This window comes from Metabacillus halosaccharovorans, from assembly GCF_002019635.1.
Taxonomy (GTDB): domain Bacteria; phylum Bacillota; class Bacilli; order Bacillales; family Bacillaceae; genus Metabacillus; species Metabacillus halosaccharovorans.
This window is the reverse complement of sequence record NZ_KV917371.1, coordinates 706,016-721,258: the sequence shown is the minus strand read 5'-3', so window position 1 is coordinate 721,258 and position 15,243 is coordinate 706,016. Positions and strand designations below refer to the sequence as shown.

Sequence of the window (15,243 nt, the reverse complement as noted above, 5' to 3'; positions counted from 1 at the left end):
TTACTAAGAAATGAAAAGAGTTTTACCGAAACCATTTACTTTTGAAGGTGGAGACAAAGCCGTGTTGTTATTACACGGATTCACAGGGAATACAGCAGATGTACGGATGCTTGCGCGATTCTTGAGTGAGCGGGGATACACTTGTCATGCTCCGCAATATAAAGGTCACGGAGTACCGCCGGAAGAGCTTGTCCACACGGGTCCAGAGGATTGGTGGAAGGATGTTGAAGCAGGGTATGAGCATCTGAAGCAAATGGGATTTGAAGACATTGCGGTTGGCGGCTTGTCTCTTGGCGGTGTGTTCTCTCTTAAATTAGGTTATACAATGCCGGTAAAGGGTATTATCCCAATGTGTGCTCCAATGTATATTAAAAGTGAAGAAGTCATGTATCAAGGTGTACTTGAGTATGCTAGAAATTATAAGAAGTTTGAAGGCAAATCTCCTGAGGAAATTGAAGAAGAGATGAAGGATTTCGCAAAAACACCAATGAATACTTTAAAAGCGTTGCAGGAGTTAATCTCAGATGTGCGAAATAATGTAGATATGATTTACTCGCCGACCTTTGTTGTACAGGCTAGACATGATCATATGATCAATACAGACAGTGCAAACATTATTTATAATGAAGTGGAAAATGATCATAAACAATTGAAATGGTACGAGGAATCCGGACATGTGATTACTCTTGATAAAGAGCGAGATCAGGTGCATGAAGATGTGTACCAATTTTTAGAAAGCCTTGATTGGTAAACTATAATAAGGAGGATGATCAAATGGAACAAGACATCCAAATACATATTGATAAATTGCTTTCCTTTATGAAGGAAGAAGCATATAAGCCATTAACGGTTCAGGAGCTTGAAGAAGCGTTTGGTATTGAAGATTCAACTGTGTTCAAAGATTTTGTAAAAGCATTGGTTGTTATGGAAGACGAAGGACTTGTTGTTCGTACGAGAAGCAATCGCTACGGATTACCGGAAAAAATGAATCTCATAAAAGGGAAATTAATTGGTCATGCAAAAGGGTTTGCTTTTGTCGATCCGGAAGATACAAGTTTAGATGATATCTTTATCCCGCCGACTGAGCTAAAAACGGCGATGCATGGTGATATCGTTCTTGTAAGAGTTAGTCCAAAAACAGGTGGAACAAGACAAGAAGGAACGATTATCCGCATTATCGAGCGCGGTGTAAAAGAGGTTGTCGGAACGTATACAGAAAGCAAAAACTTCGGGTTTGTTATTCCGGATGATAAAAAAATAGCAAATGATATTTACATTCCGAAACAGGCATCAAATGGAGCAGTTGAGGGACACAAGGTTGTTGTCAAACTCACAACATATCCTGAAGGACGCATGAGTGCTGAAGGAGAAATCATTGAGATTTTAGGTCACAAAAATGATCCTGGTGTGGATATTTTATCCATCATCCATAAGCATGGACTTCCAGGCCCATTCCCGGTTGAAGCATTGGAGCAAGCAAATGACGTACCAGAAACGATAAAAGAAGAAGATTTAAAGGACCGTCGTGATCTTCGTAATGAAACAATCGTCACCATTGATGGAGCTGATGCGAAGGACTTGGATGATGCGGTGACAGTTAAAAAGCTTGAAAATGGTAACTATAAGCTGGGAGTTCATATTGCTGATGTAAGTCATTATGTGACAGAACAATCACCAATTGATCGTGAAGCATCTGATCGCGGAACAAGTGTATACTTGGTTGACCGGGTAATTCCAATGATTCCTCACCGTCTTTCAAATGGTATTTGTTCCTTAAATCCGAAGGTGGATCGTCTCACATTATCATGTGAAATGGAAGTTGATGAAACAGGAACAGTCGTTAATCACGAAATCTTCCAAAGTGTCATTAAAACAACAGAACGAATGACATACACAGACGTGAATAAGATCCTAGAAGACCGTGATGAACAGCTTCTCACAAAATACGAGCAGCTAGTTCCTATGTTTGAACTGATGGGTGAGCTTGCCCAAGTGTTACGAACAAAACGGATGACGCGCGGTGCCATTGACTTTGATTTTAAAGAAGCAAAGGTACTTGTTGATAAAGAGGGTACTCCAACAGAAGTTGTATTGCGTGAGCGTTCTGTAGCGGAGCGTTTAATTGAGGAGTTCATGCTTTTAGCAAATGAAACGGTAGCCGAGCACTTCCATTGGATGAATGTACCGTTCATATACCGAATTCACGAGGATCCTAATGCTGAAAAATTACAGCGTTTCTTAGAGTTTATTACAAACTTCGGCTATACTGTGAAAGGTGCCGGCAACGATATACACCCAAGAGCCCTGCAAAATATTTTAGAGGAAGTAGCAGGTACACCTGAAGAAACAGTCATTTCAACGGTGATGCTGCGTTCCATGAAGCAAGCAAAATATGACCCGGAAAGCCTTGGACACTTTGGACTGGCAACAGAGTATTATACACACTTTACATCACCAATTCGTCGATATCCTGACTTAATTGTTCATCGTTTGATCCGGACATATTTAATAGAAGGAAAAGTCGATGAAGAAACACGTTCAAGCTGGGCAGAGAGTCTACCTGTTATTGCTGAACATTCTTCCAATATGGAACGAAGAGCGGTTGAAGCAGAGCGTGAAACAGATGAACTGAAAAAAGCGGAATACATGCTTGATAAAATTGGTGAAGAATACGACGGTATTATCAGCTCTGTCACAAACTTTGGGATGTTTGTCGAGCTACCGAATACAATTGAAGGTCTAGTTCATGTTAGTTATTTGACAGATGACTATTATCGTTATGATGAGCGCCATTATGCCATGATTGGTGAGCGCACAGGAACTGTCTATCGCATTGGTGATGAAATCACTGTACGTGTTGTAAATGTGAACAAAGACGAACGCTCTATTGACTTTGAAATTGTAGGGATGAAGGGAACGAGAAGACGACCTGCTAAAGAAACACCAAAAGTGATTGTAGCAGGCAAAAGAAAAGACTCTGATTCACGCGGAGGAAATGGAAAGAAACGTGAAAGTGACAAAGATGGTGAATGGTCAACCCGTCCGCCACGTAAAAAGAAGAAAAAGCATTTTGAAAATGCACCTAAAGCTAAGCGGAAAAAGAAAAAACGCTAAAAAGGAAAGGGGCTTGCTGACATTGAGCTTGCCCTTTTGTCTTCTTTCTAATATATCCCACTCTTAATGAGCTGTAGTACCCTTACCTAAGTTTCAAAGTTTACTAAGAGGGCGAGGTAAAGGTCCGATAAGTTCAACTAACCATTAGTTGGAATGAAAAAAACCTATGGTGGAAGTTTCACTTTATTGAGTTACTGTCCATTATTTGCTAAAATAGTACGTATCGCAAGAGAGGGGAGGGAATACAATGCCAAAAGGAATGGGAAAAGCATTAGCACAAAATAAAAAAGCTAATCATGATTACGCCATTGAAGAAACATTTGAAGCCGGCATTGTCCTTCAGGGTACGGAAATTAAATCAATTCGTAATGGTCGTGTTAACTTAAAGGACTCTTACGCACGTATTGAACGCGGTGAAGTTTTCCTGCTGAATATGCATGTTAGTCCGTATGAACAAGGAAATAGATATAACCATGATCCATTAAGAACAAGAAAACTATTATTAAAGAAACGTGAAATCGCCAAACTAATCGGTGCTACTAAAGAAGAAGGTTATGCACTTGTGCCATTAAAGATGTATATCAAAAATGGTTATGCAAAAGTGTTGATTGGTCTCGGTAAAGGTAAAAAGAAATACGACAAACGTGAAGACCTTAAGAAGAAGGAAGCAAAACGTGATATCGAACGTGCCTTTAGAGAGCGCCAGAAAATGTAGTGGCAAAACCTTACAATTGCATTTTCATGCCAGTCTGATATAATAAGTTTTGTAAGGCAGTCAACTTACTTTAACAACTTCATAAGCAATTAAGCTTGATCTTATTATACTTCCCGTATTCCCTAGCTGGTATATACGGCTTATCATGGGGACGTTACGGATTCGACAGGGATAGTTCGAGCTTAAGTTGCGGGCCGAAGGGATCGTCTTCGTTAAAACGTCAACGCCAATAATAACTGGCAAATCTAACAATAACTTAGCTTTAGCAGCTTAATAACTGCTTAGCTGTTCCTCCCTCCATCGTCCATGTGGTAGGGTAAGGGACTCACTCTTAGTGGACTACGCCTGATTCCTCCGTCTGGGGATGATGGAAGAGACCAATCAGACTAGCTGCTCTGACGCCTGTCGATAGGCATAGGAGTTAGCGAAACCGCAAATATATCGACTACGCTCGTAGACGCTTAAGTGCCGTTATGTCTGGACGTGGGTTCGATTAATTATTAGTCGCCTTATGTGGTAACACATAAGTGAAAATTCGGCTTTATCGGTGAAACCTAAGTCACACAAAGTGGTGATAAGGCAATGCCGAGCGGTATGTGGAGCAATCCAACAGCCGTGTATCGACTTATAGGCTGCCAACTTGGTAGTACTAGGATACGAAAACCTGCCTTGAACTCTAAGGCAAAAACTACTTTTCGTATAAGACGCCGAAGGACCTAATAAAGGTTCAAGATATAGTCAGTGCCATGACGAAAGCATGGAATAGCACGTCCCACCGTCTCCACCAAATACATATTTGGTGGTTTTTATATTGTCTTTTTTAAAAAAATTAAACCTACCGTTTCTTAGTAGTGTTCAATAATCAAAATCACGCTTTTGTATTTCTTCCTATCCATGCAATTTCTATTTTTCTAACTTTCCTTTTACTAAAAAACAGATATAGATAAGTAGAGTAATTAAAACTAAAAAGGAGTTAAGGAAAATGTCGAAAAAGAAAAATAGAAGAGCTAAAAGAGAAGAAAAAGTCCGAATAACACTAAAAGAAGAAATGAAATGCGAGAAACCACCTTTTATTATCTCGTTCTTCTGGTTTCTTTTCATTTCCAAATTTGGAGCTATCCCTTGTGTTCTTGTTTCAGCTTGGATTCTTCCTAGTAGTTGGCTAGAACATGATTTTGGAGTATTGTTGATGGTTGTTGTCGGTATAGTATTATGGGCATTTCTGGGGATTAACTCAGATAAGTGGTACAAAACCAGATACAAGAGATATTTTGAGCTGAAAAAAGAATATAAGCGACTATGTTAAATTTCAATGGATATATGGTATGCAAAAAGGTGCGCTCTAACTGAGTGCACCTTTTGTTTTTATGAATTGTATATTTCTCTGTTTAACTTCACAATATCCTTATGTGAAAATTCCCCTTCCTTTTTTTCTGCAAAGAGCTCTGCAAACCGTTCCATCACCTTGTCTCGTAGTAATGGTGCTTTTTCTTTATTTGCCTTATTCAACGCTTCCGTAAGATCATTTTTTGTTAACTCTGTGCAGTAAGCAGGAGTTCCTGGCTGTTGTCTCCAAGAGTCACTTAAAGAACCACTATCTACTGCGTCGAAGCCTAGATCAGATACTATGTCCATGACTACTTGTTTTTGTGATTGGTTATTACCAGCAACTGCCATTGCGATTCGTCCACTAGAATGTTCAGACGTTCCTTCTTTTTCTAAAGTATAGGCTAATAAGTTGTTGAAAGCTTTTATGATAGGTCTGCCTAATTGATTTGAAACCCAAACACTTTCAACCATCCCGTTCTCTATTTCTACAATTTTACCGTCTCTAAAAGGATAATAATTTGAAGTATCTACAATAATTACTTCCTCCCCGACTTGATCGATAATGTTCCGAATGCTTGGTAGTGCCTTTATAGGGAGAGATATGATAAGAACTTCAATATTATTAATTGCATCCTCTACAAGTACAGCTGTTCCAGCAAGCTCTTTTCCTTCTAAACGTTCAATTCCTCGTGCATCTGCAATTTTGACATCATGTCCATTTTTGACTAATCTTTTAGAAATAATTGATCCAATAGATCCTGCACCTATAATTCCAAATCTCATGACTGTTCCTCCTAAAGAATTTATATATAAAAGAATTATTCTGCCTAATGTTATTTATTGAGTTTTTCTGTTACATATACTAGAATAAAATCATTTCTCTTCTTTTTAAAGTAGGCAATAAAAATTGACGTAGTACATTTTTTTGTACTTAACAGTAGAAAGCAGGTGAAGAAGGTGTCTAGGATATGTAAGGATGGATTTGATAAAGAGTGTATAAAGGAACAAAGAGAATTTTATGGCATTGCTTATACCCAAAATATTCTCTCCGGACGTTGGAAATATGTAATTCTTTGGTATTTAAAGACCAAAGAGCGTCGCTATAGTGAAATTAAAGCCTTTTTATGGGATATTTCACAAGGGTCTCTTACAAAGCAACTTCGAGAACTGGAAACAGATGGTTTAATTAATCGCAAAGTTTTTCCAGAGGTTCCTCCTCGTGTTGAGTATTCACTAACCTCAAAAGGGGAAGAATTAATCCCTATTATTGATTTGATGGAAGAATTCGGTAAGAAGTTTGGGGAGCAGGCAGACTAACCAAAGCTCTCACATTCATCGTTTACAAGTTACTCCTAATTCAAAACTAATTGGTTAAAGATCGAAGCTGTCATTGCGGCAGCTTTTTTGTAATAACCAAGCTATTAGGTACAAAAAAATGTACTATGGCAATTTTTATTGCCCTCTTTTCAAAATTGAGAATTGGTTTTATTCTAGTGTCTGTAACCAAATTACTCCATACAACAAGTTGATAGGCAAAACGGTGTAATTACAGAATCCGGACATTTCAGTGTTTAACAGATGATGTGGATGCATGGATCCATCCTTTTGTCGTCCGTTCTAGATAAATTCAGCCTGATAAAATGAGAGTAGTTCTCTTAAGTTAGATGGACAACTAATTTTTAACTATGATATAGTTAGCTTGCTAAATACATCAAAGTAGTGGGGGCATACCTATGAACGATATGGTTGGATGCGAAATTCGTGAGTCATTAGATAAAATTTCATCCAAAATGCGTCGAGATTATAGCGAAAATCTAAGAGAACTTAATCTTCATGTAGGTCAGGATAGACTACTCGCTCGTTTGTGGTTAGGTGATGGTATAACACAAATGCATCTATGTGAGCATTTAAAATGCGAGCCGCCTACGGTAACAAATATGGTTAAATCGTTGGAGCAAAATGGGTTCATATACCGTAAACGTGATGAACAAGATGCAAGGGTTATGCGAATTTATCTAACTGACAAAGGGAAAGAATTAGAGAAACCAGTTGATCTCAAATGGAAACAGCAACAAGAAAAATTACTCGGTTCAATTTTACCGGAAGAACGCTTAATCTTAAGGGAACTTATGAAGCGAATGGAGAGAAACTTGTTCTAAGTTTTCTCTAAACAATTATTTAGCATGCTAAATAATTGTTTAGTAGCCTAACTATATATCATTTTACTTACTTAGAAAAAGGTAATGGATAATGCACAACAATTTAGTAAGATTCAAAGGGAAACCTGTCCTAGCTGAGTAATCAATAAAAATTTAGTTAGCAAGCTAAATATTTTTGTTTATTAAATCTAGTGGAATGTAATTAGAAATAATTTACCGAGGCTCTTTTGTTTATTATTTGGAGCCTATACAAAGTAAAGGAGAGAAGGATACATGAAAAAAAGAAAAGAGATGCAACTTGCACTACAAATGGTTTCTGGATATGGAGCTGAATTCAGCGCTTGGAGAATGCCTGGTACAGACCCAGCAGCCTACACAAATACGGATGGTTATGTGGAGCGAGCTAAATTAGCTGAAAAAGGGAAATTTCAAATGATTTTTATCGCTGATACTCCTGGATTATACAATGACTTAGGTCCTCAGACTCCTATGTTCCCTATGGATCCTATGTTAGCACTAATGGCAGTAGCTAGAGAAACGAAACATATTGGGCTTGTTGCTACACTATCAACAACATTCAATTATCCATATAACATAGCACGTCAGTTCAAAGCACTGGATGTTATAAGTCATGGACGAGTTGGATGGAATGCTGTCACCACATCCAATCCAGCCGCGGCAGCAAATTTTGGTGCTCAGATTGCCAGTCGCAAAGAACGATATGCCATGGCTCATGAATCCATCCAAATTGTCCAAGCATTGTGGGGGAGTTGGGAAGCAGACGCTTGGACATTAGATGTAGAAGGAGGAAAATTTGCCGATATGAACAAAATTCGGCCTATAAATCTTAAAGGGCAGTACTATGCATCTCGTGGTCCTTTGCCAATCCCCCCTTCTGAGCAAGGTCAGCCAGTTATTTTCCAAGCCGGAGGAGGGGAAGAAGGATTGGAATTGGCGGGAAGATACGCTTCTGGTGTTTATGCAAATCCTTATGATATAGAATCTGCTCGTGAACACAGGCAAGCCCTTCGACAAAGTGCTGCCCGTTTTGGCAGAAACCCCGATGACATTAAAATATATGCAGGTTTTATGTTTTCCCTAGGCTCAACTGAAGAAGAAGGTTTAGAACGAAGAAGACAGCTTATGAGTTTTAATCCTGAGGAGATTCCAGGAAGGGTAAGTTACCTTGGTTCGATGGTTGGTTTACCACTATCGGTGAATTCGGTTGATATTGATCAACCTTTATCAGCAGACTTGTTGAAAAAGGCATATGCCAACCCAATGGATCCACGTTCCCACAGAGCTTTAGAGCTACTAAAAAAAGGGCTATCCATTCGAGATGTTCTTGCCCATGGGGTTATTAACTATCATCCAGTAGTTGCAGGTACCCCCGTACAAGTTGCCAACTTCTTGGAAGAATGGTTTTTAGCCGGTGCAAGTGACGGCTTCTCGGTTGTTCCGGATATAGCCTATGATGGAGTTGCTGATTTTGTGGAACTGGTTGTCCCAATTTTGCAGGACCGCGGTTTGTTCCACAGGGAATATGAAGGAAAAACCCTACGCGAGAATATGGGAGTTCCTTACCAATACGGAAGGCTGAAAGATAACAATAATTAATAGAGGAGAGGATTCAAATGAATAATACCCTTGAATTGCTTCATAATCATACATCCATTCGTTCTTTTACAAATCAACCACTGACAGAGGAACAACGAGATGCAATCTTTAAGGCAGCTAATCAAACTTCATCATTCAGTCTACTACAAGTGGTCTCTATCATTAGAGTTACAGATCCAGAACTACGAAAAAAAGTGATGCAACTCTCTGTAAATCAACCTTATATTGAAGAAGCAGCAGAGTTCTGGATTTTTTGTGCAGATTTTAACAGAAATCATGAAATTGCACCAAAGGTAGACCTTGACTATATTGAATATCTTTTAATAGGTACATTCGATGCTGGGCTAATGGCTCAAAATGCTTTAACTGCAGCAGAATCAATGGGATTAGGTGGTGTCTATATCGGTGGAGTAAGAGCGAATATTACAGAATTAACCGAGGTATTAAATTTACCAAAGTATGTAATTCCTTTAGTAGGACTATGCATAGGCCATCCTGCTGGAGAGAAACCTGGACTAAAACCACGTTTACCTCAATCAATGGTCATGTTTGAAAATCAATATGAACCACTAGATGAAGAAAAATTAGCAACTTATGACCAACAGATGCGTGAATATTACCAAAATCGTCCTGTTAGAGCGCCTTTCACAGTTAAGAGAGTAAAGGGATGGAAAGATCACATTGAGGATCATCTTGATAGAAGCAGACTGCCCTTTATGCTTGAGTATTTAAATAAACAAGGGTTTGCAAAAAAGTAGATTACATCCTTTTTTAGGGGCTATATCGGATTCATAGATAGGCAGCACGAGAATATAATAAAGACTGTTTTGTTATTGGAAGTGCAGCCAATGTTGCTGAAAAGTTAAAGCATATGGCAAATGAAGCTTTAGCATCAAATTATGATCGCGGATTTTTATGCTAGTCAAGCAAGCCGGCTATAGGGATATCAGATAATGGCGGAAGAATTTAATCTTAGTTCTATATAGCAAACCAGACTAGAATGAAAAGAAGGGGAAATGACAATGAAAAAACAACTGAAACTCGGTGGAAATATAGATGGAGTAGGCTGGAATTACATGGGGTGGCGTCACTCCGATATGCCGGCAAATGCTAGTGAGAGCATCGATTATTATGTGCAAAAAGCCAAAAGATTGGAAGAAGGAAAATTTGACACCATCTTTTTAACTGACGTCAGCCATATTGGGCCAGGGATGATTCCTCATTATCTCAGTATGTTTGAAGGTGTAAGTATTCTATCTGCCTTAAGCATGGTGACTCATTCTATTGGGCTCACTGCAACAATTGCAACTTCTTATGCGGATCCATTCACTGTTGCCCGTCAGATGGCTTCTCTTGATAAAATCAGCAATGGTCGGGCAGGGTGGAATGCCATCACTTCGAATCCGGGAGGACTGGCGAATTATAGCCGCACCCATCTTTCGAAAGCAGATTTATATCCAATGAAAAAAGAATTTTTAGAGATTGTCGAAGGTCTTTGGGACTCCTATGAGGATGACGCGTTTATACGGGATAAGGAAAGCGGCGTATTTTTGGATCCACGAAAAATGCACGCTCTGAATTATAGGGGAAATTATTTTTCCGTGGATGGACCGTTAAACATAAGTCGTTCAAGACAAGGAAGACCGGTTATTTTTCAAGCCGGCACTTCTCCGGATTTCATGAACCTTGCCTCGAAGCATGCAGACGGTGTATTTCTCCCGGCTGATAGTTTGGAAACTGCAAAAGCATTCAGTCAAGAGTTAAAGAGGAGAGTGGAGTTGGAAGGGCGTTCATTTGATGATTTCCTGCTTACTATTTCACATAATCCGATTGTTGGAAGAACAGAAAAAGAAGCTGAAGAAAAATACCAGGAACTGCAAGCGCTGATGCCGATTTACCGTATACCAAAGCCGAAATTTTTTGGTTCAGCTGAAAAAGTAGCAGATCAAATTCAGCAGTGGTACGAGGCAGAGGCGATGGATCTTTTGCTGATCAGACAGGAGCATCCTTCAGGATTTGATGACTTTATTGATTTAGTCGTTCCTATTCTACAAGAGAAAGGAATTTTCCGTAAAGAATATGAATCAAATACTTTACGTGGTAATTTGGGTCTACCCTATCCAGAAAATAGATATTCTCTATGAATAAGAAGATCCGGAAAATTGAAATGAACTAGTTTATTATATTTTGATTAACTCACTAGCAATGTGACAAAAAATCTGAGGTATAGCTAATAATCACAAAGTGACAAGAAATCATAATAGAGCATATTTAAGGGTACAAATCGTTAAAACATTTGTACCCTTATTTTTATGGATTTGTAGTAGCGGTAAATAATAGGTGCTAGAACGTTTTTTTATTTTCCTGAGAACTAGTTACAATAGGTAACAAACTAGAGGATTCCTTATTTTTAAGGCTAAATGAAAGGTGGACCTAGAAGAAAATTATTCATCATAATTAGAATTAAATATGGGAGTTAGAGAAACAACTTTCCTAGTTGGTAATTCTATATTTTTTTGAAACCTTTTCACAACAGTGTGAAATTCCAATAAGTTATTATATTAGTGAGTTAAAACAGGTTAAAAGATATGTTTGATTTAATTTTTTAATATTAAAAATAGTTTGACTAATAAAATGAAACGGCTTACAATTTAGAAATAAGGAAAGAGCTTTCCTAAAGTGAAACTTACATTAAATCTTAGGAGGTATTTACATGAAAAATCTAAATGTTGGTTTGATTGGAGCAGGAAGAATGGGAGCTTTTCATGGGGAGACAATTGCTCAACGACTACCGCATGCTAATTTATATGCGGTTGCTGATCCTGTACCAGGAGCAGCTGAAAGATTCATTAACCAATTAGGTTTAAATGCAAAGGCTTATACAGATCCGTTGGAATTAATTCAAGATCCTGCTGTAGATGCTGTGGTTATTGCCTCACCAGCACGTACACATGCAAGTAATGTACTGGCTGCAATTAAACAAGGGAAAGCAGTTTTCTGTGAAAAGCCTATGGCTGTTAATTTGAAAGAAGCAAATGAAATTGTCCAATTAAGTACTGAACGTAATGTATTAGTTCAAGTTGGTTTTAATAGAAGATTTGAAAAGGGCTTTAGAGCTGCCCATACAGAAATAGCATCAGGAAGTATTGGAACACCACAATTGTTAAAATCAACAACAAGAGATCCTAAACTAAATAGAGCCGAAGCCATTCCAGAATGGACGATCTTTTTAGAAACGTTAATCCATGACTTTGATGCTTTAATGTTTTTAAATCCTGGTGCAAAACCTGTTGAGGTATATGCGGTTGCAGATGCATTGATTCGACCGGATTTAAAGGATAATGGTTTACTAGATACTGCAGTTGTTACGATCAAATTTGATAATGGTGCTATTGCAACCACAGAAGCGAATTTTCAAGCTGTGTATGGCTATGATGTCAGGGCAGAGGTTTTTGGGTCAGAAGGTATGATTACTGCAGGAGACATTCGTACTTCGAGCATGACAAGGTATAACCATAACGGAGTAAGCTTTGATACTTGTCGTTATGATCAAGATTTGTTATTTGATGCTTATGTTGATGAATTGAAAAGTTTTGTAGATTGTGTGAATCATAACAAACCAGCCTTAGCTACTGCTGAAGATGCTTGTTGGGCATTGAAAATCGCTTTAGCTAGTATTGAATCGGTAAAAAGTAACATGCCAATTAAATTAGATCATCACGTTTTAGTTTAATGAATAAAAAATGGGGGGAGTATGAGCTCTCTCTTGAAAATCAAAATCGTAAATGGAGGAGAGAACATGAGTAGAGATTATGGTCTGTGTTTATGGACTTTTGGTGATATACCTTTGGAGGAAAAGTGTAAACTAGCGAAGGGAATTGGAGTAGATGGTGTAGAGGTTCAAGGAGACTTATCGCAAAATCCCATTAATTTGCAAGCGCTATTAAATAAGTATGAGTTAAAAGTCTTATCAGTAACTCCAGATAATGTAGATATTTCAAGTACTAATGAAAATGTACGTTTAAAGGCTGTTCAATATTTTTTAGACCTACTGGACTGGGCAAAAGAATTAGGCGCCAATAGAATTTGTTTGCACGGCGATGTTGGAAAAACGCAAGGAAGTGGAGATTTATCGAAAGATTGGGAGTTACTTGTGAATAGCTCGGTCAGTGTTGTCAAAAAAGCAAGGGAACTCGGAATCGAGGTCGTATTTGAAGTTTTAAATAGATATGAGAACCATCAGATTGTAACGGCTAAAGAAGCACTAAATTTGATTGATGAAGTTGGAAGTGAAAATCTTAAGATCTTATTAGATGCGTATCATATGAATATTGAGGAAGCTTGTCCAATTCAGGCCCTAAAAGTTATTAGAGATAAGTTAGGTGTTTATCATATCGCGGATTCAAATAGGCAAGGTGTCGGTGATGGACATTCCGATCTAAAAGGTCAAATGACAGCTTTACATGACATTGGCTATGAAGGACCGATTATAATGGAAATGGTTGCTGAAGGTCCGAACCCATTTACACCAGTTAAAGAAGGGGATTATTTAGATGTTATTGCAGGTTACTATAAAGAATCTCTTAAACAACTAAAAGAGTGGGATGCCGTAAAAGTAAATGCGTAAATTAATTAGTTGACTGATTAATTGAAAGCGTTTAAATAACTGTAGAAAACTATTTAACGAAGCATGATATGACGCGTTGAATAGATACTTAAGTAATCCTGAAATGAAAGGGAGTGCCTAAAATGAAACAAAATATGAGATATATTATCTTTCTATCTGTAGTTGCTGCACTTGGTGGACTTCTATTTGGTTACGATACAGCCGTAATATCCGGTGCAGAACAATCATTACAAGTGTATTTTATTGATAATCTTGGATTAAGTACATTATTCCATGGATTGACAGTATCTAGTGCTCTAATTGGTTGTGTGATTGGTGGATTAATCAGTGGGGTGCTCTCTAATAGTATAGGTCGTAGAAACTCTCTTATTGTAGCTGCTGTTTTATTTTTAGTCTCTGCGATACTTTCAGGCTATCCAGAATTTTTATTCTTTACAAAAGATGAACCAACTATAGGCCTTTTCATTATGTTTAATATCTATCGAATTATTGGTGGGATAGGAGTTGGTTTGGCTTCTGGTTTAGGACCGTTGTATATTAGTGAAACGTCTCCTGCAAATATAAGAGGAAGATTAGTAACGTTAAATAATTTAGCTATTATTTTTGGGATGTTGGCTGTTTATATTGTGAACTGGAGAATTGCTGCAGGGCAAAGTCTTAGTTGGATCCACGATATCGGATGGAGATACATGTTTGTATCCGAAGCTATTCCAGCTATCCTATTCTTCGGTCTTCTATTTCTAGTACCTGAAACTCCTCGTTATCTTATATCGAAAAATAAAGATAAAGAAGCAATGACTATTTTAACGAAAGTAAATGGATCGGAGAAAATTGCAACACAAATCTATCAAGAAATAAAACAAACGCTAGACACTTCTAACGCTTCTGAAGCTGGTATTTTTTCATATGGTAAGTTGGTTGTAATTGTTGGGATTTTATTAGCTGTAGCACAACAGTTTGTAGGGATTAACGTTATTCTTTATTATGCACCACGAATATTTGCAAATATGGGGGCAAGTGCAGATAGCTCTATGCTTCAAACGATCTTAATAGGTGTAGTAAACTTTGTCTTTGTATTAATCGCTTTAACTCTCGTAGAGAAATGGGGAAGAAAGCCCTTACTTTTAATAGGATCAGTTGGTATGGCTGTCGGAATGTTTGGTGTAGCTACATTATCTTTTGTTGATTTGATGGGATTAGGTGCTTTGCTATTCATTTTAGTTTATGTAGCCTTTTACAATTTATCTTTTGGTCCGCTTGTATGGGTGTTAGCTGCTGAGATTTTCCCTAACAAAATAAGAGGTCAAGCAATGGCTATAACAGTTGTTGCAAACTGGGGAAGTAATTTATTAATTTCATCGACATTCCCTTCTTTACTGGAAATAAGTGCAGGAGTTGCTTACAGCTTTTATGGTGTTATGTGTATTCTATCATTTATTTTTGTGTGGAAATTGGTTCCTGAAACTAAAGGAAGAACACTGGAAGAGATTGAAACACACTGGAAATCAAAAGAAGTGGCGAACAATTTATCTCAGAGAAAAATAAATTAGCAAAACATTTGTTAAGGAGGTGTTGAGGAGGAAGATCTAGTAATTTAATTAATGTTCCAAAAGTAAGAAATCCCTTTCCTAATCATTTTAATCTACCAAGAAATTGATTAAAATAAGAGTGTGTAGGTTTTT

At 37.8% G+C, this 15,243-nt stretch carries 13 protein-coding genes and 1 other RNA gene; 13 read left to right on the top strand and 1 reads right to left on the bottom strand.

The genetic code is table 11. The annotated features are described in order from the left end of the window. Window positions 1-10 precede the first annotated feature (10 nt). The 5 genes from BK577_RS03510 (at window position 11) to BK577_RS03490 (ending at window position 5,135) form a co-directional block, all read left to right on the top strand. Window positions 11-751: an alpha/beta hydrolase gene (locus BK577_RS03510; RefSeq protein WP_078431644.1), complete on the top strand. Its 741-nt coding sequence runs from the start codon at window positions 11-13 to the stop codon at window positions 749-751. Window positions 752-774: 23 nt separating this feature from the next. Then, window positions 775-3,114: a ribonuclease R gene (rnr, locus tag BK577_RS03505; protein ID WP_078431643.1), complete on the top strand. Its 2,340-nt coding sequence runs from the start codon at window positions 775-777 to the stop codon at window positions 3,112-3,114. A gap of 247 nt (window positions 3,115-3,361) precedes the next feature. Next, window positions 3,362-3,829 carry an SsrA-binding protein SmpB gene (smpB, locus tag BK577_RS03500; protein ID WP_026559616.1) on the top strand — a complete coding sequence of 156 codons (468 nt, stop codon included), beginning with the start codon at window positions 3,362-3,364 and terminating at the stop codon, window positions 3,827-3,829. Window positions 3,830-3,984: 155 nt separating this feature from the next. Beyond that, window positions 3,985-4,325: a transfer-messenger RNA gene (ssrA, locus tag BK577_RS03495) on the top strand. 486 nt (window positions 4,326-4,811) lie between these two features. Continuing rightward, entirely contained in the window at window positions 4,812-5,135 is a 324-nt protein-coding gene (locus tag BK577_RS03490; RefSeq protein ID WP_078431642.1) for a hypothetical protein, read from the top strand. A gap of 59 nt (window positions 5,136-5,194) precedes the next feature. Here BK577_RS03490 and BK577_RS03485 read toward each other — a convergent pair whose 3' ends face one another. Then, window positions 5,195-5,941 (bottom strand): NADPH-dependent F420 reductase, encoded by a 747-nt coding sequence (locus BK577_RS03485; RefSeq protein ID WP_078431641.1) that lies wholly within the window; start codon window positions 5,939-5,941, stop codon window positions 5,195-5,197. Between the two features lie 174 nt (window positions 5,942-6,115). On the opposite strand from BK577_RS03485, the gene BK577_RS03480 reads away from it, so the two are divergent. The 8 genes from BK577_RS03480 to xylE all read left to right on the top strand — a co-directional run bounded on the left by BK577_RS03480 (window position 6,116) and on the right by xylE (window position 15,111). Beyond that, entirely contained in the window at window positions 6,116-6,475 is a 360-nt protein-coding gene (locus BK577_RS03480) for a winged helix-turn-helix transcriptional regulator (protein ID WP_170938387.1), read from the top strand. Between the two features lie 416 nt (window positions 6,476-6,891). Next, window positions 6,892-7,317: a MarR family winged helix-turn-helix transcriptional regulator gene (locus tag BK577_RS03475; RefSeq protein WP_078431640.1), complete on the top strand. Its 426-nt coding sequence runs from the start codon at window positions 6,892-6,894 to the stop codon at window positions 7,315-7,317. 273 nt (window positions 7,318-7,590) lie between these two features. Further along, complete coding sequence (locus BK577_RS03470) at window positions 7,591-8,934, top strand: NtaA/DmoA family FMN-dependent monooxygenase (RefSeq protein WP_078431639.1); 1,344 nt, start codon at window positions 7,591-7,593, stop codon at window positions 8,932-8,934. A 17-nt stretch (window positions 8,935-8,951) separates the two neighbouring features. Beyond that, window positions 8,952-9,692, top strand: coding sequence for an oxygen-insensitive NADPH nitroreductase (gene nfsA, locus BK577_RS03465; protein WP_078431638.1), 741 nt, complete (start codon window positions 8,952-8,954; stop codon window positions 9,690-9,692). A gap of 258 nt (window positions 9,693-9,950) precedes the next feature. Beyond that, window positions 9,951-11,078 carry an NtaA/DmoA family FMN-dependent monooxygenase gene (locus BK577_RS03460; RefSeq protein ID WP_078431637.1) on the top strand — a complete coding sequence of 376 codons (1,128 nt, stop codon included), beginning with the start codon at window positions 9,951-9,953 and terminating at the stop codon, window positions 11,076-11,078. Between the two features lie 569 nt (window positions 11,079-11,647). Further along, window positions 11,648-12,667: a Gfo/Idh/MocA family oxidoreductase gene (locus BK577_RS03455; protein WP_078431636.1), complete on the top strand. Its 1,020-nt coding sequence runs from the start codon at window positions 11,648-11,650 to the stop codon at window positions 12,665-12,667. A gap of 66 nt (window positions 12,668-12,733) precedes the next feature. Then, window positions 12,734-13,561 (top strand): sugar phosphate isomerase/epimerase family protein, encoded by an 828-nt coding sequence (locus BK577_RS03450; RefSeq protein ID WP_078431635.1) that lies wholly within the window; start codon window positions 12,734-12,736, stop codon window positions 13,559-13,561. Between the two features lie 122 nt (window positions 13,562-13,683). Continuing rightward, window positions 13,684-15,111 (top strand): D-xylose transporter XylE, encoded by a 1,428-nt coding sequence (gene xylE, locus BK577_RS03445; protein WP_078431634.1) that lies wholly within the window; start codon window positions 13,684-13,686, stop codon window positions 15,109-15,111. The last annotated feature ends 132 nt before the right edge of the window (window positions 15,112-15,243 follow it).